Raw genomic sequence first — 19,947 nt, forward strand, 5'->3', positions numbered from 1 at the left:
TGTTATATTTTTTATCAAAGAAGATAAAAAGCAATAAAAATTCACATAAGTAACGTTATATGTTAATTATGAGACAAAATTAAAGATTAATTTTTACACAGAATTTTTTTTTCTGGATTTTATGATTTTTTCTTCAAAATAGTAAGAAATAATACCGCCCAGCCAATAATTAATAAGAATCCGCCCAAAGGTGTTGCGAATACGATAATCTTAGAATCAAAAACTGTAAGACTTTTAGTAGCTAATAAATAAATAGATCCGCTAAAGAGAACAACACCTGCAACAACTAAATTATAGATTGCTTTTAAGGTTTTCTCAGTGATGTCTTTTCGGGTTGAAAGGAAAAGTAAAAAAAGAGCGTGGTACATTTGGTAACGAACACCAACTTCAAAAGTGTTTAACTCATCGACACCCAGATATTTCTTTAGTAAATGGGCTCCAAAAGCACCAAAAATAATGGCTAACATTCCTATAAAGGCTCCAGTTAAAACTATTCTTCTTTTCATATTTTCCAGACTTTTAATTTGAAACAAAAATACTTCATCCTATTCAATATTCATTTTAGTTTTTAAAATATTTCAGCTCTAAAATTGACTTTTTTGTTCGATTTACGAATTAAATAATTATCATTTTTCAAATTATATTTGTTATATTTATAACATTTTAATATGTTTGTGTTAAATATTAGAGTTATGAGAAGCGTTTTAATAATTGGAGCCGGCAGATCAGCATCTTCGCTGATTCGTTACTTACTTGCAAAATCAGAAACAGAAAACCTGCATCTTGTTGTTGCCGATTTGTCTTTGGCTTTAGCCGAGAAAAAAACACAAAAACATCCAAACGCAACTCCAATTGCTTTAGATATTTTTAATACAGAAGAAAGACGTGCTGCAATCGAAAAAGCTTCGATTGTAATTTCAATGCTTCCGGCACATTTGCATATCGAAATCGCAAAAGACTGTCTGCAGTTTAAAAAACATCTTGTAACAGCATCTTATATAAGTGATGCTATGCAGGCTCTTGATGAAGAAGCCAAAAAGAATAACCTGATTTTCATGAACGAAATTGGTCTTGATCCTGGAATCGACCATATGAGTGCCATGAAAGTTATTGACGAAATCACATCAAAAGGCGGTAATATTCTTTTGTTTGAATCGTTTTGCGGCGGTTTAGTCGCTCCCGAATCTGATAATAATTTATGGAATTATAAATTTACCTGGGCACCAAGAAATGTGGTTTTGGCCGGACAAGGCGGAGCTGCTAAATTTATTCAGGAAGGCACTTATAAATATATTCCGTATAGCGCATTATTTCGCCGGACAGAATTTCTTGAAGTCGAAGGTTACGGAAAATTTGAAGCCTACTCTAATCGCGATTCGCTAAAATACAGATCAATTTACGGACTTGATGATGTCCTGACTTTATATAGAGGAACAATTCGAAGAGTTGGTTTTTCCAAAGCATGGAATATGTTTGTACAATTGGGGATGACAGATGACAGTTATGTTATCGAAGATTCTGAAAACATGAGTTATCGTCAATTTATGAATTCATTTCTTCCTTATCATCCAACAGATTCGGTTGAAATTAAAACCCGTTTTATTCTTAAAATCGATCAGGACGATATTATGTGGGATAAACTTTTAGAATTGGATTTATTCAACCCAAACAAAAAAGTAAACCTGCCAAATGCTACTCCGGCTCAAATTTTAGAAAAAATCTTAACCGACAGCTGGGCTCTTGAACCAGAAGACAAAGATATGATCGTGATGTATCATAAATTTGGTTATGAACTAAACGGAGAGAAAAAGCAAATCGATTCAAAAATGGTTTGTATTGGCGACGATCAAACATATACCGCAATGGCAAAAACAGTTGGACTTCCGGTTGCAATGGCAACTTTGCTTATTTTAAATGGAAAAATTACAACTCCAGGCGTTCAGCTTCCGATAAAAAAAGAAGTTTATGAACCAATATTAAAGGAATTAGAAGAGTACGGCGTTATTTTTAACGAACAAGGCGTACCTTATTTTGGATACAATCCGGATTTATTTTAATCCAGATCTCACTTTTTATTTTTAGAATTTTTTTTAGTTTATTTTTCCGCTTTCAGAAAATCTGAAAGCGGATTTTTTTTGATTGTAAAAAAAAGATTTTATATACTTTTTAATTTCCAAAAATAGTTGGTGCAAAATCCATTCTCGGATAGGATGCTTTTATTACCTTATATTTTTTTGGTTCTTCATTATTTTCAATAGTTACAGGCAAACTATAAAGTACACGAACTGGCTTCCCCTTTTCAGTACCGGGTGTCCATGTTGGTGAAAGTTTTAAAACGCGAATTACCTCATCGCCTATTCCATAACCTAAATCTTTTAAAATTTTAAATTCTGAAAGCGAACCGTCTTTTTCTACCATAAATTCAAGATATGCTTTTCCTTCAATTTTATTTGCCGCTACTTCAGCTGGTGTTTTGAAATTGGCCCCTATGAATTTATAAAATGCTGTAATTCCGCCTGGAAATTCAGGTTTTTCTCCAATTGAATTTACAATTATATCGGCTGATTTTGCAACAGAATCATCTTCCGAAATTTTTCGGTTTTGCTCCGTCATTAATTCCTGGTTTTTATTTTTCGGAGTCACATCGCTTTTTTCTTTGTTTAAAACATCAGTCTTTTTAAAACGATTCGTTTCAAGAGCGTTATTATGAGTAACAGTTTTCATTTCTATTTTCGGTTCCTGTGCAACAGTTTTAAAACATAAAAAAACTATTAAAATCGTAAATATCGGAATAATAGCTATTTCTTTCAGAAAAGCCCTGTTCTTTGAAGTGTTTTTTGTCATCATAATTAATCTTTTTTTTGTTACTAAATAATTTAAATTACTGGCAAGAGAAATTGCTGGGCTTCCATTTCCTTTTTCTAAAAGTAGTTTTTGATAAAATGGAACATTATTATATTCTTCTACTATTTGCTGATCGGCAAGAAATTCGTGATTTAACTGAATTGCTTTTTTATAAAATATAAAGAGTGGATTAAACCAGAAAATTGTTTTTAAAACCTCGACAAACAAAATATCAACAGTATGTTTTTGTGTAACATGAACTAATTCGTGCGTATACAATTCTTCCTCAATCTTTCGGTTTTTGTAATCCGCAGAATTAACAAAAATGTAATTTAAAAAAGTATGTGGAAGGATTTTTTCATCAACCAGAACCAATTTCGAATTCTTGAAGTTTATTGTTGTATTACTCTTGGATTTAGACATAATTACCCAAACATTTCTACCAAATCTAGCCGCTAATAAAAGCGTAACTAATCCATATGCACTCCATAAGAAAATCAATTTATAATCGATTTTTTCTTCATTTTGAAATTTAGTAATTGTCGCCGGATCAAAACTGATTTGATTCTTTACATTCAGTGGAATTTCTCTAACAATTTCAATTGAAATAAATGGAATCACTAACGAAATTACAATTGAAAAAATCAAAAAGAACCTATTAAACTGATGCATTTTCTCGCGCTCTAATATCAAATGATAAAAAACCAGAAAAACGCCTAAAGCAATCGTCGATTTTATAAAAAAGTCTATCATTTTTTCTTTTTTTGAATTTCTGAATCTATTATTTTTCTAAGATCTTCTAATTCCGAAGCCGATAAATTGGTTTCTGTCGTAAAAAAAGAAGCAAATTGTGAAGCCGAATTATTAAAAAAATTGCTTATTAAGCCGTTTACGTGTTTTGAGAAATAAGCCGTTTTCTTTACCAGCGGATAATATTCTCTCGAATTTCCAAATTCGTTGTAAGCAACAAATTTCTTATCGATCATTCGTTTCAAAAGCGTTGCAACAGTAGTTGTTGCCGGTTTTGGTTCAGGATACGCTTCGAGTAAATCTTTCATAAAAGCTTTTTCAAGCTTCCAAAGATGTTCCATTAATTGTTCTTCTGAGTTTGATAATTGCATTTTTTAAGGTTCTAAGTTGTTAGTTTTTTCTATATTTTGTTCTGAAATCAATTCCCCTTTCTCATAGTTTCTGATTCCTTTTAACTTTCCTTTATCCGAATAGAATTTCCATTTTCCGAAATAAAACCAATGTGTTTCAGTTAAATTAGTTTCTAGTTTAGTTTTCCCTTTTGATTCTAGTTTTCCGTTTTCGTAGTAAGTTTTTACAATACAAATTCCATTTTTATACTTCTCTGTTTTGTAAACTTTTCCATTAATATAAGTTTTCCACTTTTTTACCGGCTGATCACTTTTATAGTATTCATACGATTTATAATTCGTTCCGTCTTGCGAATAATTATCTATCCAAACACCCTCTTTTTTCTTATCAATTTTCTGATTAATTGGTTTGCTTTTACAACTCAAAAACATTAGTCCGCAAAAGAACAAGAAGAGAAGATTTTTCATATTTATTTTTGACTCTACAAATATAGATAACACTCTACAAATGTAGAGTTAAAATTTTAATACGCAAGTTTTTCTAAGAAAAATTTCTTTTAAGTCACATAAAAGCAAAGCTTTAAGGATATTTTTTTTAATTGCCTCCAGCTTTAGCTGGAGGTGTAAAAAGGAATACAAAAGAAAAGGCTTTAGCCAAATTTGTACTTCATTTATATAAACAACAATTATAATTTGGCTAAAGCCAATACCAATTTCTTCTCAAAACCTCCAGCTAAAGCTGGAGGCAATTGAAACAATCTTTGTCCCTTTGAATCTTTCCAAAAAAAATCCGCTCATTTCTGAACGGATTCTATATCTAAAAAAAACTTAGTGCCTTAGCGCCTTCGCGGCAAAAACACCTTATTTACTCAATTCCACAAAATACTTGTAAAACAACGGAATAGTCTCAATTCCTTTCAAGTAATTAAAGATTCCGAAATGCTCATTTGGTGAGTGAATTGCATCGCTATCCAAACCAAATCCCATCAAAATCGTTTTACTTTTTAATTCTTTCTCAAACAAAGCCACAATTGGAATACTTCCGCCAGAACGAACCGGAATTGCCGGAACTCCAAACGTTTCTGTATACGCTTTATTTGCCGCCTGATAACCAATACTGTCAATTGGCGTAACGTAACCTTGTCCACCGTGGTGAGGCGTCACTTTTACCGTAACTCCAGCCGGAGCAATACTTGTGAAATGTTTTGTAAAAAGCTCTGTAATCTCAACCCAATCCTGATTTGGAACCAAACGCATCGAGATTTTAGCAAAAGCTTTACTCGCAATAACCGTTTTAGCACCTTCGCCAGTATAACCGCCCCAGATTCCGTTTACGTCTAATGTCGGGCGGATTGAGTTGCGCTCGTTTGTTACATAACCTTTTTCACCGTAAACATCATTTAAGTTTAAAGCGTTTTTATATTTTTCTAAGCTAAAAGGCGCTTTTGCCATTTCAGCTCTTTCTTCTGCAGATAATTCCTGAACTTTATCGTAGAATCCCGGAATCGTAATATGATTGTTTTCGTCGTGAAGAGAAGCGATCATTTTTGCCAAAATATTAATTGGGTTCGCCACTGCTCCTCCGTATAAACCAGAATGCAAATCGCGGTTTGGACCTGTAACTTCAACCTCAACATAACTCAAACCTCTTAAACCTGTCGTGATCGACGGCTGTTGGTTAGAAATCATTCCCGTATCTGAAATTAAAATAACGTCGTTTTTCAGTTTTTCCTGATTGCGTTCTACGAACCAGGCCAAACTTGCCGAACCAACTTCTTCTTCACCTTCGATCATGAATTTTACGTTACAAGGCAAATTATTAGTTTGCACCATATATTCAAGCGCTTTTACATGCATGTACATTTGGCCTTTGTCGTCACATGCTCCACGTGCGAAAATTGCGCCTTCTGGATGAATATCTGTAGTTTTTATAACGGGTTCAAATGGTGGTGAAGTCCATAATTCTAATGGATCTGGCGGTTGAACATCATAGTGTCCGTAAACTAAAACTGTTGGAAGATTTGGGTCGATTATTTTTTCTCCATAAATAATTGGATAACCCGGAGTATCGCAAACTTCAACTAAATCGCAGCCTGCTTTTGATAAACTTTCTTTTACAGCCTCTGCTGTATCAATAACATCTTGTGAATATGCAGTGTCGGCACTTACCGACGGAATCTTTAATAATTCGATCAATTCATTGATAAACCGATCTTTATGTTGTTGAACGTAGGACTTAATATTTTCCATTTAAATAATTTTTATAGAAACCCAAAAGTACAAAAAAGAGAATTAATATTTTTTTTGAAATTTTTCTTTGAATATTCGAAAGTATGCTTATCTTTGCACCCACAATTACGCGGATATGGTGAAATTGGTAGACATGCCAGACTTAGGATCTGGTGCCGCAAGGCGTGTAGGTTCGAGTCCTATTATCCGCACTAAAAAAGCTTCTGAAAAATATTCAGAAGCTTTTTTGTTTTTGGGATATTTGGTCCTAATTTCAAAAAACTCTTCTTAAGAATTCTTTTCTATATTTGATAAATACAGAAACGTAATAAACTATTTGTATATTATTAATAAATTTATTTAGATTTCAAATAATTAACAACTATTAACCAAAAAACTTAATATCTTGAAAAAATTTAATCCTGAAGAAAAGCTAAAAAAAGCCAAATTAACTGAATCTGAAATTGAAAATTTTCATTCAGAATACTTAGAAAATAAATCAATTGTAGGTATTGATATTTATAAATATAGTGAATACAAAGAAAGTATTCAAGTATATGTTCCTGTTCTATTTAACTCCATTTATGATTTAACAATAAAAATGTGTTTAAAAAATGAACCTTTCTTTTTTAGCAATTACGGCAATAAACTAAGTGACTTCAAGGAAAACTTTATCAGTACAGGTGATGGTGGATTTCAAATTTTTGATAATCCATTTCAATCTTTACTTTTCTGTGGATATTTTGAGTTAAACGTGAGACGATTTAATTCCGGAAGTTATATCTCAACACTTAATAAGAATTTATTTTCAATTATAGATAGAATTGAATTAAGATATTGTTTAACTTATGATAAAATAATTTGTTATGACAATAATTTTTATGGGGCAGGAATTATAAATAATGCTAGAATTTTAGCAAAAGATAGCTTAAACAGACTCTTAATAGATCAAAATTCCTTGAGATGGTTTGAACATCATATAAATACCATTGAAAATCTGACAGTAATAACCTTAAATGATTTGTTAGAGATTTCTCTTTTTAAAGATCTTGATAAAAAACTAACATCTTTATTGTTTAAAAAATCTTATAACTACATTAAATCCTTAGATATACTTAAAATTGGAAACATTATTTCAAAAAATACCAATTTAAATATTTATAATTTGAAAATTCAATTTGAAATTGGCTTTGACAAAGAAAGAGGAATGTTCAAAAAAGAATATGCTAACTTTGTATTTACTGTTGGTAATTTAAATACCCAAGGCATAAATTAAAGGCTATAGAACAAAAAAAAATGGAAAGTTTCTATTACTTTAATAAAATCATACCACAAAGTACCTACAATATTGTCATTCTGAGGAACGAGGAATCGCACGCGTTGATCGACAAAGATTGTCGCTTTTCTTTGCGGAATTTCTTATGTGATTCCTTCGTTCCTCGGAATGACAAAAAATGACGATTATGATTGCGAAGATGGATTAAAATCCATCCCTACAATATAATTTGTTCCTTCGGAACGCTATATAAAATTCCGAAGGAATGATTTATTTTGTAGCAAGGGATTTCAATCCCTTGAAGATAAAGTAACCACAAAGATTGTCATTCCGAGGAACGAAGGAATCACACTTCTAAATCGATAAAGATTGTTTTACGTTTTGTAATTTCTGATGTGATTCCTTCGTTCCTCGGAATGACAAACTAAACCTAAAACCTTTCTTCATTCAACATCCAAATAAGGATCAAGAACTTCTGCCAATTTATTCAGCCAATAAAAATTATCATCGATATTATTTAATTCAGATTCTAAGGTTTCACAACCTCGCATGGAGCATAACGAAAGAGCGTAATTTACCTGTCGTATTGTTTTTGCTAAATCTTTTCGCCCGATGGAATTAATGAGAAAGTCTTTTATTCTTGTTTCAACTTCTTCTGAAAAATGATTTGTACTCATAATTTTATAATTTAAAATATTGCAAAAATCATCAGGAACATTTATTTTATATAGGCAAATATGCCTTCAACTCTAATTATTTTTTTCATATAGAAAATCAAATTTTCGGCTAAAGCCTTTCTCTTTCAAGTATAAAAAAACCTCCAGCTAAAGCAGGAGGCAATTCATTAATTGTTAGATTTGCTTATAAATGACAAGTCTCTAAACAAATGAAAATATCGAAGAAAAGAAAAATAGCATTGTTTTTAATTACATTATTATGCATTATAACTTTAATTAGTTATTTAAATTTCAGAGGTTTTCACGCTAAGTTCTACAACAAAACCGGAAAAGATCTTGATTCTTTGGTAATTGCTGGAACTTTGATTGGTGATTTGAAAAGTGACAATTCAACTAAAAGTATTGATTTTAAACAATTTGTCTTTGATGGTAATATACCCTATGAAATAATTAGCAGTAAAATAAAAAACAAAAAAGTAGAACAGCTAAATTGGAGCGATTGCGGAACAAATATAGAAGCACAAACTAAAGGATCTTATACTTTTGATATCAAAAAAGCACTAGACGAAAACGGAAACACTTGTTTATATTTGGTTGAGCATAACCAAAGAATCTTTTGGGAAAAATAAAAAACCTCCAGCTAAAGCAGGAGGCAATTTAAATTATGCTCATTTCTTTAAATGAACTTATATTTCTTATATGGTTTAAAATTTTAGCTGTTTAATAGTTCCAAAATTTTATCCACATTAATTTCACTATAATCATTAATATAAAAATCACATACAGGAAGCTGCTCTTTTGTATGCGTACTCAAAACACCAACCACTTTCATTCCTGCATTTAATCCTGCAGTAATTCCCGAAAAAGAATCTTCGAAAACCACACAATCCGACGGAGAAACCTCAACACGCTCTGCCGATTTTAAATAGACTTCGGGATTTGGTTTATGAAACGTAACGTCTTCGCTGGACATCATCGAATCCATTTTGTCTGTGATTTTTAAAGCGTTTGCAATCAAATCCAAATTCGCACGCGGCGCCGATGTTGCAACGGCTGTTTTAAATCCGCGAGATTTTAATTCGCTTAAAAAATCCAAATAATGCGGAATCGTATCGACTTTGTCTTTATAAATTTCACGAAACATTCCTTCTTTTTCGTCTTCGAGTTTTAGAAGTTCTTCTCCCGCAATTGGACGTTTGAAGAAATGTGTCATGATATAACTGTTATGTTTTCCGTACATATGTTCTTCAAATTCTTCATTGGTATAAGGAACATTATATTTATCGAAAAATGCCTCAAAAGCCTTCACATGATGCGGATTGGTGTGCGAAATCACGCCATCCATATCAAAAATTACACATTGCTGTTTCATTTTATATTTTTGTTTTTTAACGGTTGCAAGATAGGGTAATAAAGGGTTATTTCACAGAGATTCGCAGAGGTTTTCGCGGAGATTCGCTAAGAGTTTTTTTTGAATCTCGCAAAGTCGCAGAGGCCCAAAGTTTTTATTTTAAGTAATGATTACAAAGTACTGTTTGTCATTTCGAGGAACGAGAAATCGCACTCGGGAATCTACAAAGAGAATCGCCAATCTTTGTCGAGTTTCTAGTGCGATTTCTCGTTCCTCGAAATGACATAAAATGCGGAAAAACTTTGAACTTGAAACCTGAAACTTGAAACAAAAAATCTAGCCAATCCAAATCTTACTTTTAACCAAAGTCATTGTTTGTCTTAAATGCTGATTACACGCAATCAGAATAATCAAAACCACCAAACCATAACCTACAATCGTATAAATTTCCATATCGGCCAATAAAGTGGCTTGTTTGGCAACAGTTCCGAAGACTTTTTTCAGGGTCAAAGTATCCGCATTATCTGCAGAATATCCTTTTGCTATAAAACTTTTTGCTGTTGAAGCAATGGTTTGTTGTGCTTCGGGATTTTCTCCTGTAACAAACTGACTTAGTTTTAAAAAGTGTTTTTTATTTAAAAATACGGTCGCATTCTGCATCACGCAAAAACCAATTGTGCTTCCCCAAAAACGACCGGAAACCCCAACAATTCCCGAAGAAACCGCCATTTTTGCCGGAACCGAAGATGTCGTAAACAAGATTAACGGAACGAATAAAAATCCAACCCCAATGCCTTGTAAAAAATATGGAATAATAATATCTGACAAAGCCACATCGGGCACGAAAAGAAACGTAAACCAAAAATGAAACAACGCAATAAGCGAAAAACCAATTATAAAAATGATTTTGGTTGAAACGGATTTCATCAGGAAAAAAGCAGCTAAAATCAAGCCGATTACATTTCCTAATCCGTTAATGTATTGTACGCCCGCAACGCGCGACGGATCCCAATTCCAAATCGAAAACATCGCCGAATGACAAAGACTCAGCGTTGCTCTGCTTATATAAAAAAGGAAAAACAATAAAAACCCGATTCGGAGATTGGCATATTTGAAAACTTCAAAATCAAAGGTTGGTCTTTTTACCAAAAGTTCTTTAAAGATGAATAATCCGCCCGTAATCAAAGCAATTATTAACATTAAAACCATTTCAGAAGAATCAAACCAATATTTTTTCTCGGCATAAACAAAAAAGTAGGCACCACAAAGAATAGCAGTTAAAACCAAAAAATAACTCATCCAGTCGATTTGATACAACGGAATTTTCTTTGTGAGTCGGTGCCCACGAAAAGTAACTAAGATTAAAAAGACATTCAAAACCTGCAATCCGCCCGAAACATACAGCATGTATTTCCAATCGTAATGATCCAGAAACCAAACCGCAATATTCATAATAAAAGGCGTCGACAATAACAGCGAACCGTAATAAAACGAAAACCCAATTATAATGGCATTTTTAGAATTAAACTGCTCAATCAATAATTGCCGGATTGTAATTACCGGAAGCGCCATTAAAATTCCCTCGGCAATTCTCAACATTAAAAAAAGATAAAAATGGGTAATATACGCCGATGAAACAATCGTAATCCCAATTAAGGAATAAACCGCCATGAGGTAATTTTTTGCAGGGAAAAAACTCGAAAATCGACTTTCGATCAAAATCGTTGCCAGCAAAGTTCCGTACGTAACGCACATTGCAAACTGCAAATCTTCGGGCTCAATGTCCAGAAAACTTGCTGCGTAGGTTACATTTGAAGTATAAACTCCCAATAAAATCATGGAATGCAAAAGGCAGACAAACAAAATAATAATGATTGTCCATTTTGGAACCCAGGATTTAAAAATACTTTTATCTTCCATTTTAGTGCGCTGCAATCACAGTGATATTCATTCCCGCTCTTAAAAAATCAGTTTGTTTGTCGTTGTCTTTTAACTGAATTCTAACGGGAATTCTTTGTTCGATTTTCACGAAGTTTCCTGTTGCATTATCTGGAGGAAGCAATGAAAATCTTGCACCACTTGCTGGCGATAAAGAAGCAATTTTTCCAATGAAAGTTTTATCGCTCACGGCATCGGCTTTTATTTCAACATCCTGTCCAATGGTTAAATATTGCAATTGTGTTTCTTTAAAATTGGCTGTAATCCACTTTTCTTTGCTTACTATCGAAAGCAAAGATTGTCCTTCTTTTACTAATTGTCCCGGTTGTAACGTTCGTTTTCCAATCCAGCCGTTGTAAGGCGCTGTAATTATCGTGTACGAAAGAAATAATGCTGCATTATCTGCCAAAGCTTGTTTCGATGCAATATTCGTTTGTGTTGTCGGAACATTCGCTTCAGCAACAGAAGTACTTAAAGTGGCAGAATGAATTCTGTTTTTCATTTCCTCAAAATACGCCTGTGCCGATTCGTAATCCGCCTTAACTTTCTCTAATTGCTGCGAAGTTGCCGCTTCGTCTTTAACCAAAGCTTTATATCTTTCGTATTCCAGTTTTGTTTTCCAAAGATTCGATTTTGCACCTTCTAACTGCGATTCGTTAATAGCTGTTGCACTTGCTGTTGTAATCGCATTTTTTTGCGCCACAACGCTGTTTTGCTGCGCATTTTGAACATCGGCAAGAGCCACATTCAATTTCGATTTGTATTCACGATTGTCAATTACAACCAAAGTATCGCCTTTGTGCACAAACTGATTTTCGTTAAAACGAACTTCCTGCACATAACCCGTAATTCTCGACATAATTGGCGTTACATATTGCTCGACCTGCGCATCATTGGTTTCTTCATGATTTCTGTTGAATGCATAAAACCAAATTCCCAAAATAACACCGCTTACCACAAGTGCACACGCAATAACTGTTATCAATATATGAAACGTTCTGTTTCGTCTAGTTTCATTTTTTATCTTAACCATAAACTCTATATCTTTAATAATTCTCCCACCAGATTAATCCCGATAGCTATCGGGTCGGCGCTCTCTTCTTTTCTATTTCTCCCCCGGATTGAAATCCGGCGCTACAATATGAACCGTTCCTTCGGAACTGAAAATCTATATTCTTTACTCTATTCTCTTTCTTCTTGCCTCTTTCTTCTAAATCAAAATCAAACTCTGAGGCATAATCCCCGCCGTATGCAGCAGCTCGTAATGTTTTAAAACCGCATCCAATCGGGTAGAGATTTTGTTGTATTTCGCCTGAAGCAAAGCATTATCAGCATCAACCATTTCGGTAATTAAAACCAACTGGTTTAAGTATTTCAGTTTTACGATTCGGTAATTTTCATTGGCTAAATCCAAAGCTTTGTCAACCACCACAAACTTTTCAAGAATTTCCTGATATTGCGTATGTTCTTTGTATAGTTTGTCCTGAATTTCATCTTTAATGATTTCAGACTGCATTTGCTGCCATTCGATTTTTTTGTTTGCTTGTTCTATTTTCGTTTTGTTTTTATATAAAGCCGAAATATCAAAACGCGCTTCAATTCCCACTTGCCCTAAAGTGTACAAATACGGATTTGGCGGAAAAAATTTATAGTTAGGATAATAAAAACCATAATTTCCGAAGAAGTTTACTGTTGGCAGATAATTTCCTTTTACCAATTGCAATTCCGTTTTTTTGATATTTAATTCCTGACTTGCCATTCGCATTTCTTCGTTTTGCAAAGCTTTAGTCATATAAAAATCATACTGATCCAAACCATTCATTTCGTCCAGATTTGACGTTGTATCAATCGCGATTTCTTCGTTTTCCGGAATTTGAATTAAAGTTTTCAGATCGTGAAGCGCAATTTTTATGTTTTTGGAATTTGTAAGCGCATTTAGTTCACGATCCGAAAGTTGCAATTCGGCTCTAATGACTTCATTTTTTGTGACCGTTCCGTGTTTTTGAAGCGATTGTACCTCTTTCAATCGGCTTTTTTCTTCTTTTATATTTTCTTCAAAAATCTTTTGAAGCTCCATCATTTTATAAATCGAAAGATAATTAGCCACAACTTCTAGCTCGATATCATTTTCGGTCTTTTCTGTTTTTATTTTAGCAATTTCACTTTCCTGATTAGCAATTTTAATAGCGTTATTAATCTTATTACCCGCATAAATTGGCATTTTAAAAGTTGAATTCACTTGATAAATTTCTGGAATTGCCTTTGTTACTTCTTTACCATTTAAGAAACCGCTTCCTTTAAATTCGGTGATATTCGTAATTCTGGAATACTCGCCGTTTAACTCGATGTTTGGTAAACGGAGTTCTTTACTTTCTTTGATGTTTTGCTCTGAGAGCGTGATCTCCAATTGAGATCTAAGGATTTTTTTATTGTTTTCTTTTGCCAGTTTCACTGCTTCTTTTAATGAAACCGAATGAACTTCCTGCGCTTGTAAGCCATTGAATGCTAATACAATTAAGAATAACAGCAGGATTCTGGAAAAACAATCGTCTGTAGAATTTGTTGTTTTAAGGAACATGATAATAATTTATGCTGCAAAGTTCCTTCATTTTTCTGTTGACTGATAATTCTAAAAAGTCAATAACATATTCATTTCGGACAAATGTTAAAATCGTATTTCCCGAAAACGTTATATCAAAATACTGAAAAACAATTTATTATGAAATTAATTTGGCTTGAGATGTTTCACGCAGATTTAAAAGGATTTAAGCAGATACGCGCAGATTTTATTTTTTTCTATGCAAAATCAATAATTATTTAACACATAGAAACATAGGTTTATTTTAATTGGATAAAAGATTAAAAATAAATGACACATCATTTACACATAGCTCTATGTGCATTAATACAAAGTGAAACGCCTTTTTACGCAACGAAAAACTATGTTTCTATGTGTTAGAATTATCTGCCCGATCTGCTTAAATCCTTTTAAATCTGCATGAAAAAATAAATTACTTTGTTCTTTCCAAAATCTCTTCACCATTTAAGTAATTGGAAGGTCTTTGTCCTAAAATCTTGAAAAAGGTGTTGCTGAAAGTCGGAACACTATTGTAACCAACTTCTAGCGCTACCTCTTTTACCGAAAGTTTTCTTTCTAATAAAAGTTCGATAGCTTTTAGGATTCTGCGAATGGTATAATATTGAATGAAAGACATTTTGAGATCTTTTTGAAACAAGCGATACAAAGAGCGTTCGCTGTAACCAAATTCATGGGCAACATCAGCAAACAGAATCGTTTCTCCAAGATTATTTTCGATGTAACGCAAAATTTTCCCAAGTCGTTTGTCTTTTGGTTGTGGTAATTCTAAAGGTAAATTATTGGTGCAAATTTGAGGCAGAATCGCTTTTATCGCTTTGGCAATCGTAAAGTTTGAAGTTCCTTTTTTAAGATCGCCATTCCACCGATTGGTGAAAAGCATCATTTGCAGCAGTAAATTATTGACCGGATAAATTCCTTCTGCTTTATAAAAATCATCTTCGTCTTTTTCGACTGGAAAATAGAGATTTCGCATCATCACATGTTCTGACTTTGGTTCGATGCTGTGCTCTAAACCAGCAGGAATCCAAATAAAATGCCTTGCAGGCAAAAAGTAAGATTTCGTTTCGGTTGTCACAAAAACTACATCGCCTTCAGCATATAGCATTTGTGCTTTTTCATGTTTATGTATTGGAACAAACAATTCTCCCATTATATCATGATGACAATAAATGCTTTTTTTATTGGCATCTACTTTCTTAATATAATATTTGTCTACTTTAAAAGTTGATTGTTCCATTATTACGATTTCTTATTATAAAGATAAGAAAGAAATTTATCCGCAAAGCTCGCAAGGTAAAAGCACAATCCCGATAGCTATCGGGAGCAAAGCTTTATAAGCTTAAAAATTTAGCCACAGATTAAAGGATTAAAAGGATTTTAAAATCTGTGGCAATCTGAGTAATCTGTGGCTAAAAAACCTTTGCGAACTTTACGTAAATCTTATCGCCTTTGCGGTTAAATACAAAAAACAAAAAAGCCTTTCCGTTAAGAAAGGCTTCTTCCAATATTGCGGTCTGGACGGGACTCGAACCCGCGACCCCATGCGTGACAGGCATGTATTCTAACCAACTGAACTACCAAACCCACTGCTTTATTGTGAGTGCAAAAATACAACAGAACTTGGATTCTGCAAGGGTTTTTAGGAATAAAAATTGAGAAATTTTTAATTAACTAAATTCCAATATTTTAAAATTCAAGAACTAAACCAAAAAACAAGAACTTTCTTTCTTTTTAACCAAAATCCCGATAGTTTTCTTTCAAATAAAAATATTTGTCCTCTTATTACACATAGCCCGTGGTTTCAACCACGGGAAAAGGGATTGTGATTCTGATTGTATACCGTGGTTGAAACCACGGGCTATATTTAAGATCCAATTCAATAAACCATATAAACACAAAGTCCGCAAAGCTTAAAAAAACTTTGCGGACTTTGCGTAAATCTTAGTGTCTTTGCGGTTAAAAAACAAAACTCAAAAGTGTCTTAAATCAAAAAAGCCATCCACAAAAGTGGAAAGCTTTTCATTGGTCTAACTACTAAACCAGCTACGAGTTACAAAGTCGTAGCAAAACAACACAACTAATCTTAGATACCGTATTTGGGCAAAAAAGCCTTTCTGTTAAGAAAGGCTTCTCCCAATATTGCGGTCTGGACGGGACTCGAACCCGCGACCCCATGCGTGACAGGCATGTATTCTAACCAACTGAACTACCAAACCTCTGCGTTATTGCGGTTGCAAAGATAGTACAGAATTTCATTTCTGCAAGTGTTTTGATAAAAAAAATGAAATAAATTTTCAAATTCTTAGCCAAAGTTTTGTTTTTCAACTAAATATGTAGTCAATATTTTTTCAAAATTGTCGCCCACATTTACTGGAACGTACTTAATTTGGTTCTTCGCACAGGTTAAAGCCAGGTTTTTAAAGTAGGCTTCTACCCTTTTTTCATATTCAACTTTAACATTATCGGCAAAAATCGAAACTTCTTCACCTGATTCTAAGTCTATAAATTTTCTTGGTGCGTTGTCAAAATCAAATTTCAATTCCGTCTCATTATCAACCACATGAAACAAAACTACTTTGTGTTTGTTGTGTTTAAGATGCTGTAAAGCGTTAAAAAGCTTTTCATCGTCTTCGGCCTGAAACATATCGGTAAACAAAATAATCATCGAACGACGGTGCATTTTCTCTGCTATTTGATGCAGATATGTAATGGTATCGGTCATTTTTTTGACTTTTGGCTGCACTAATAGATCTTCCAGTTTATTCAAAAGCATTCTGTGGTGACGATCGCTTCCTTTCTCTGGAGCGTAATATTCGTATTTATCGGAGAAAACGCTTAAACCAACGGCATCGCGCTGTTTCTTTAAAATATTCATTAAAACTGCCGAAGCCAAAACTGCAAAACCAATCTTCTTTTCATAAAATGGCTGATTCGATTTTAGTTCAGGATAATGCATTGACGACGAATTATCTACAATTAAATGACAGCGTAAATTGGTTTCTTCCTCAAAACGTTTAGTGTATAAACGATCAGTTTTGGCAAATAATTTCCAATCGATATGTTTGGTGCTTTCGCCTGCGTTATAGACTTTATGTTCAGCAAATTCGGCTGAAAATCCATGAAACGGACTTTTATGCATTCCGGATATAAAACCTTCTACAACCTGATTTGCCAGCATTTCGAGATGCTGAAAACTTGAAACTTTCTCTATTTCCGATTCGATTTTCATTCGGTTTCTTTTTTAATATTTTGTGCTTTATAAAGCAAATCTGTGGCCTGAAATAATTTCCTTTTTAAAATAGGACTAAAATTAGGGTTTTCTTTTAAGAATCGCTGTACTTCATCAAAAGCAAATTTAGACGAATATTTTCCAACAGTATCTTCAAGCCAGTCTTTCGGGAAGAAAATATCTCCGGTACGCTGGATTTCATCAACCAAATCTAATGAAAATCTGATATACTTTTTAGCACTTTTCTGACGAAGCGGATGATGAATATTACTCAAACCAATCTCAACCCATGATTCTTTTTCACGGTTTTTTTCGTCTTTTAAAGATTCCATAAAAGTATTTCGAACCATTTCATCTTTTGATAATGACGGAAGCAGGAATTCAAATCGTTTTTGTTTATCAGGATTTGTAATGGTTGTTCTTGTTTTTTCTAAAATTTCATCGGCTTTTTCATGTTTAAAAATTGCCAGATTCATCGCCATATTCGTAAAATCGTCTTCGTTTAGTTTTAAACCCGGAATTACGATTTCTTTATTCCAAATCTGATATAATTTGGCTTTCGCCGAAGAGGAATACGCAGTAGAACTAAACAAACCAAATAAAGTCTTTTTGATATTAGCAGATGAATTTGTCTGCAAACGTGAATATAAAGTATAACTCAATAAAGTCTGCACTCTATCTTGTTGTTTTTGGGTTAAAAATCTCCAGTAAATCGTATTCAGATTATTGGATACAATTCGCAAAACCAATTCATTTTCTTCAAATTGAATTCCTTTAAAAAAACAATTAAAAGCTTCCTCTGGAGCAATATTTCCAATCAGCATATTTTCATACAAATTACTGTAGGCCGAAGCTCTTGCAACCTCATCTTTCAATGTTGAAATATAATCTAAATTGTTACCGTCAAGCGGAAAAACTCCATATCCAAAACCATTATAATTGTAAATAATTGTGTTTGGTTTTTCAAGTCCCGCAGCTTCTTTTAAAACAATGTTTTTGTCTTTGATGTTTACGTTTAAAACTTTCACATTATCATCATAAACTAAACCAATTTGAAAAACCTGAGGCCAGATATTATTCGATTCATCTTCGGCGTTTTGCTGAATTTCAAACTTTTTGATTTGGTTTTTAGAATCGTATTCTACTTTATCTGTAAAAATGGCTCTTCCTGATTTGTTTACCCAAACCTCACTCCATTTTTTCATGTCAAGCGGCGTTTCGGCATCAAGGATTTCTACAAGATTATTCCAGTCGGCGTTGTCGTTGGCGTATTTTTTAATGTATTTCTCGATTCCTTTTTGAAAGGCTTCTGCTCCCATCGAAGCTTCCAGTTGGCGCATCATAATTGGAGCTTTATTGTAAATAATGGCCCCGTAAAGTGATCCAGCATCTTTTAAATTTGCCAAATGCTGTTTTATCGGATGTGTACCCAAAGATCGGTCTTCCGCGAAAGCATTACTATAATGAGCAGTAAAAAACTGGAGATTATGATTGACTTTCGGAAAAATCGGGTTCATGATTTTATCGGCCATAAAATTGGCAAAAACTTCTTTCATCCAAACATCATCAAACCATTTCATGGTTACCAAATCACCAAACCACATGTGTGAGGTTTCGTGCGCGATAAGTTTTGCCCTATTTAATTTCTCACTGTCGGTTGCGCTATTATCCAGAAACAAAGTCGATTCCCGATATTGAATGGCGCCAACATGTTCCATTCCGCCGTATTGAAAAACCGGAATTGCGGCAAAATCTAACTTTTGAAACGGGAATTTATAATTGGTGTATTTTTCTAAAAAATCTAAAGATTGCTGATGAAGTTCAAAAATAGTATCGGTACTTGTTTTTATCTTTTCAGGATTATTTTCACGATACAGCATCGTCATTTCTAAACCTGGTTTTTGTGTTACGTTTTTGAATTTTCCGGCAACGAAAGAAAACAAATAAGTACTCATTTTATCTGATTCTCCGAAATTGTACGTTATGAAATCGGCTTTTTCGATTTTCTCTTTTACATTGGCTCCAGCCAAAACCAACCAATCTTTTGGAACTGAAAGACTCAGTTTATAAGTCGCTTTTATATCCGGCTGATCAAAACACGGGAATAATGTACTTGCACGATCAGGAACTAAAAGTGTATACAGAAATTCGTCATTTCGGTTTAAAGATAAATTGCCCGCAATGAAGGAAACAGAAACTGTATTTTTTCCTAAAACTAAAGCTGAAGGAGAAATTACAATATGACCTTTTTCATGAACAATTACAGTACTTTTTCCGTTTACTTCAACTGTTTTTATGTTTGACGTTTTCTCTTTAAAATCTAAAAGTAAAAGCTGGCTTAAATCAGACAAATTCAAATTGACTTTCAAATGAGAATTAATATTCTCCTCTTTCTGATTCGGAATCTCAAAAGACAATTCATATTGAATATCTGAAATCTGTTTTTTACGAAATTGGGCTAATTGCTCTGAAACTCCATTTTCTAAAAACAAACTTTCTTTTTCTTTAGATTGAGCAAAACCAATCGAAATCAACATAACAAAACAAAGAAAGCTGTATAGAATTTTCATTTTTTAGAGATATAAGATTCGTTAAAAATAAAAAAAGTTTGCCACGAATTGCACGAATTTTCACAAATTATAGTATTTGGAATCAATTGTATAATGTTAGACCTGACAGGTTTTTAAAACCTGTCAGGTCTAAC

At 33.3% G+C, this 19,947-nt stretch carries 16 protein-coding genes and 3 tRNA genes; 4 read left to right on the forward strand and 15 right to left on the reverse strand.

Annotated elements, in window-relative coordinates; translation table 11 throughout:
- Positions 1-119: 119 nt before the first annotated feature.
- Positions 120-506, reverse strand: a complete 387-nt coding sequence (locus BUE10_RS06775) for a DUF423 domain-containing protein (protein WP_073483560.1) — start codon at positions 504-506, stop codon at positions 120-122.
- 186 nt (positions 507-692) lie between these two features.
- Between BUE10_RS06775 and BUE10_RS06780 the strand changes: the two genes are divergently transcribed.
- Positions 693-2,057: a saccharopine dehydrogenase family protein gene (locus BUE10_RS06780; RefSeq protein WP_073484185.1), complete on the forward strand. Its 1,365-nt coding sequence runs from the start codon at positions 693-695 to the stop codon at positions 2,055-2,057.
- A gap of 109 nt (positions 2,058-2,166) precedes the next feature.
- On the opposite strand, the gene BUE10_RS06785 is transcribed toward BUE10_RS06780, so the two are convergent.
- The 4 genes from BUE10_RS06785 to BUE10_RS06800 all read right to left on the reverse strand — a co-directional run bounded on the left by BUE10_RS06785 (position 2,167) and on the right by BUE10_RS06800 (position 6,194).
- Positions 2,167-3,597, reverse strand: a complete 1,431-nt coding sequence (locus BUE10_RS06785) for an energy transducer TonB (protein WP_073483562.1) — start codon at positions 3,595-3,597, stop codon at positions 2,167-2,169.
- Positions 3,594-3,965 (reverse strand): BlaI/MecI/CopY family transcriptional regulator, encoded by a 372-nt coding sequence (locus tag BUE10_RS06790; protein WP_073483564.1) that lies wholly within the window; start codon positions 3,963-3,965, stop codon positions 3,594-3,596. Before BUE10_RS06790 ends, BUE10_RS06785 begins: the two co-directional genes overlap by 4 nt.
- A gap of 3 nt (positions 3,966-3,968) precedes the next feature.
- The gene (locus tag BUE10_RS06795) at positions 3,969-4,412 is read right to left on the reverse strand and encodes a toxin-antitoxin system YwqK family antitoxin (RefSeq protein WP_073483566.1); all 444 of its coding nucleotides are present in this window, start codon (positions 4,410-4,412) and stop codon (positions 3,969-3,971) included.
- A 393-nt stretch (positions 4,413-4,805) separates the two neighbouring features.
- The gene (locus BUE10_RS06800) at positions 4,806-6,194 is read right to left on the reverse strand and encodes a dipeptidase (protein WP_073483568.1); all 1,389 of its coding nucleotides are present in this window, start codon (positions 6,192-6,194) and stop codon (positions 4,806-4,808) included.
- Between the two features lie 109 nt (positions 6,195-6,303).
- Between BUE10_RS06800 and BUE10_RS06805 the strand changes: the two genes are divergently transcribed.
- Both BUE10_RS06805 and BUE10_RS06810 read left to right on the forward strand, forming a co-directional pair.
- Positions 6,304-6,385 (forward strand) — tRNA-Leu (locus BUE10_RS06805).
- Between the two features lie 194 nt (positions 6,386-6,579).
- On the forward strand, positions 6,580-7,449 hold the full coding sequence (locus BUE10_RS06810; protein WP_073483570.1) for a hypothetical protein: 870 nt from the start codon (positions 6,580-6,582) through the stop codon (positions 7,447-7,449).
- A gap of 443 nt (positions 7,450-7,892) precedes the next feature.
- Here the strand turns inward: BUE10_RS06810 and BUE10_RS06815 are convergent, their stop codons facing one another.
- The gene (locus BUE10_RS06815) at positions 7,893-8,126 is read right to left on the reverse strand and encodes a hypothetical protein (protein WP_073483572.1); all 234 of its coding nucleotides are present in this window, start codon (positions 8,124-8,126) and stop codon (positions 7,893-7,895) included.
- Positions 8,127-8,335: 209 nt separating this feature from the next.
- Here BUE10_RS06815 and BUE10_RS06820 point away from each other — a divergent pair, with 209 nt between their 5' ends.
- Positions 8,336-8,755 (forward strand): hypothetical protein, encoded by a 420-nt coding sequence (locus BUE10_RS06820; protein WP_073483573.1) that lies wholly within the window; start codon positions 8,336-8,338, stop codon positions 8,753-8,755.
- Between the two features lie 83 nt (positions 8,756-8,838).
- Here BUE10_RS06820 and BUE10_RS06825 read toward each other — a convergent pair whose 3' ends face one another.
- The 9 genes from BUE10_RS06825 to BUE10_RS06865 form a co-directional block, all read right to left on the reverse strand.
- The gene (locus BUE10_RS06825; protein ID WP_073483575.1) at positions 8,839-9,498 is read right to left on the reverse strand and encodes an HAD family hydrolase; all 660 of its coding nucleotides are present in this window, start codon (positions 9,496-9,498) and stop codon (positions 8,839-8,841) included.
- Between the two features lie 315 nt (positions 9,499-9,813).
- Positions 9,814-11,397: an MFS transporter gene (locus tag BUE10_RS06830; RefSeq protein WP_073483577.1), complete on the reverse strand. Its 1,584-nt coding sequence runs from the start codon at positions 11,395-11,397 to the stop codon at positions 9,814-9,816.
- Position 11,398: 1 nt separating this feature from the next.
- Positions 11,399-12,448 carry an HlyD family secretion protein gene (locus BUE10_RS06835; protein WP_073483579.1) on the reverse strand — a complete coding sequence of 350 codons (1,050 nt, stop codon included), beginning with the start codon at positions 12,446-12,448 and terminating at the stop codon, positions 11,399-11,401.
- Positions 12,449-12,625: 177 nt separating this feature from the next.
- Positions 12,626-13,993, reverse strand: coding sequence for a TolC family protein (locus BUE10_RS06840; RefSeq protein WP_073483581.1), 1,368 nt, complete (start codon positions 13,991-13,993; stop codon positions 12,626-12,628).
- 433 nt (positions 13,994-14,426) lie between these two features.
- On the reverse strand, positions 14,427-15,251 hold the full coding sequence (locus tag BUE10_RS06845; RefSeq protein WP_073483583.1) for a helix-turn-helix transcriptional regulator: 825 nt from the start codon (positions 15,249-15,251) through the stop codon (positions 14,427-14,429).
- Positions 15,252-15,524: 273 nt separating this feature from the next.
- A tRNA-Asp gene (locus tag BUE10_RS06850) sits at positions 15,525-15,598 on the reverse strand.
- A 558-nt stretch (positions 15,599-16,156) separates the two neighbouring features.
- Positions 16,157-16,230 (reverse strand) — tRNA-Asp (locus BUE10_RS06855).
- Between the two features lie 86 nt (positions 16,231-16,316).
- Complete coding sequence (locus tag BUE10_RS06860; protein WP_073483584.1) at positions 16,317-17,243, reverse strand: DUF58 domain-containing protein; 927 nt, start codon at positions 17,241-17,243, stop codon at positions 16,317-16,319.
- Positions 17,240-19,813: a M1 family metallopeptidase gene (locus BUE10_RS06865; protein ID WP_073483586.1), complete on the reverse strand. Its 2,574-nt coding sequence runs from the start codon at positions 19,811-19,813 to the stop codon at positions 17,240-17,242. Before BUE10_RS06865 ends, BUE10_RS06860 begins: the two co-directional genes overlap by 4 nt.
- Positions 19,814-19,947 lie beyond the last annotated feature (134 nt).

It is taken from the genome of Flavobacterium sp. CF108, assembly GCF_900129795.1.
In the GTDB taxonomy this organism is placed as follows: Bacteria; Bacteroidota; Bacteroidia; order Flavobacteriales; family Flavobacteriaceae; genus Flavobacterium.

Coding starts and splice junctions, on each gene's coding strand:
- BUE10_RS06835 (WP_073483579.1), bottom strand. CDS start 12,448: ATGGTTAAGATAAAAAATGAAACTAGACGAAACAGAACGTTTCATATA.
- BUE10_RS06780 (WP_073484185.1), top strand. CDS start 693: ATGAGAAGCGTTTTAATAATTGGAGCCGGCAGATCAGCATCTTCGCTG.
- BUE10_RS06830 (WP_073483577.1), bottom strand. CDS start 11,397: ATGGAAGATAAAAGTATTTTTAAATCCTGGGTTCCAAAATGGACAATC.
- BUE10_RS06860 (WP_073483584.1), bottom strand. CDS start 17,243: ATGAAAATCGAATCGGAAATAGAGAAAGTTTCAAGTTTTCAGCATCTC.
- BUE10_RS06785 (WP_073483562.1), bottom strand. CDS start 3,597: ATGATAGACTTTTTTATAAAATCGACGATTGCTTTAGGCGTTTTTCTG.
- BUE10_RS06865 (WP_073483586.1), bottom strand. CDS start 19,813: ATGAAAATTCTATACAGCTTTCTTTGTTTTGTTATGTTGATTTCGATT.
- BUE10_RS06845 (WP_073483583.1), bottom strand. CDS start 15,251: ATGGAACAATCAACTTTTAAAGTAGACAAATATTATATTAAGAAAGTA.
- BUE10_RS06815 (WP_073483572.1), bottom strand. CDS start 8,126: ATGAGTACAAATCATTTTTCAGAAGAAGTTGAAACAAGAATAAAAGAC.
- BUE10_RS06795 (WP_073483566.1), bottom strand. CDS start 4,412: ATGAAAAATCTTCTCTTCTTGTTCTTTTGCGGACTAATGTTTTTGAGT.
- BUE10_RS06825 (WP_073483575.1), bottom strand. CDS start 9,498: ATGAAACAGCAATGTGTAATTTTTGATATGGATGGCGTGATTTCGCAC.
- BUE10_RS06775 (WP_073483560.1), bottom strand. CDS start 506: ATGAAAAGAAGAATAGTTTTAACTGGAGCCTTTATAGGAATGTTAGCC.
- BUE10_RS06820 (WP_073483573.1), top strand. CDS start 8,336: ATGAAAATATCGAAGAAAAGAAAAATAGCATTGTTTTTAATTACATTA.
- BUE10_RS06840 (WP_073483581.1), bottom strand. CDS start 13,993: ATGTTCCTTAAAACAACAAATTCTACAGACGATTGTTTTTCCAGAATC.
- BUE10_RS06800 (WP_073483568.1), bottom strand. CDS start 6,194: ATGGAAAATATTAAGTCCTACGTTCAACAACATAAAGATCGGTTTATC.
- BUE10_RS06790 (WP_073483564.1), bottom strand. CDS start 3,965: ATGCAATTATCAAACTCAGAAGAACAATTAATGGAACATCTTTGGAAG.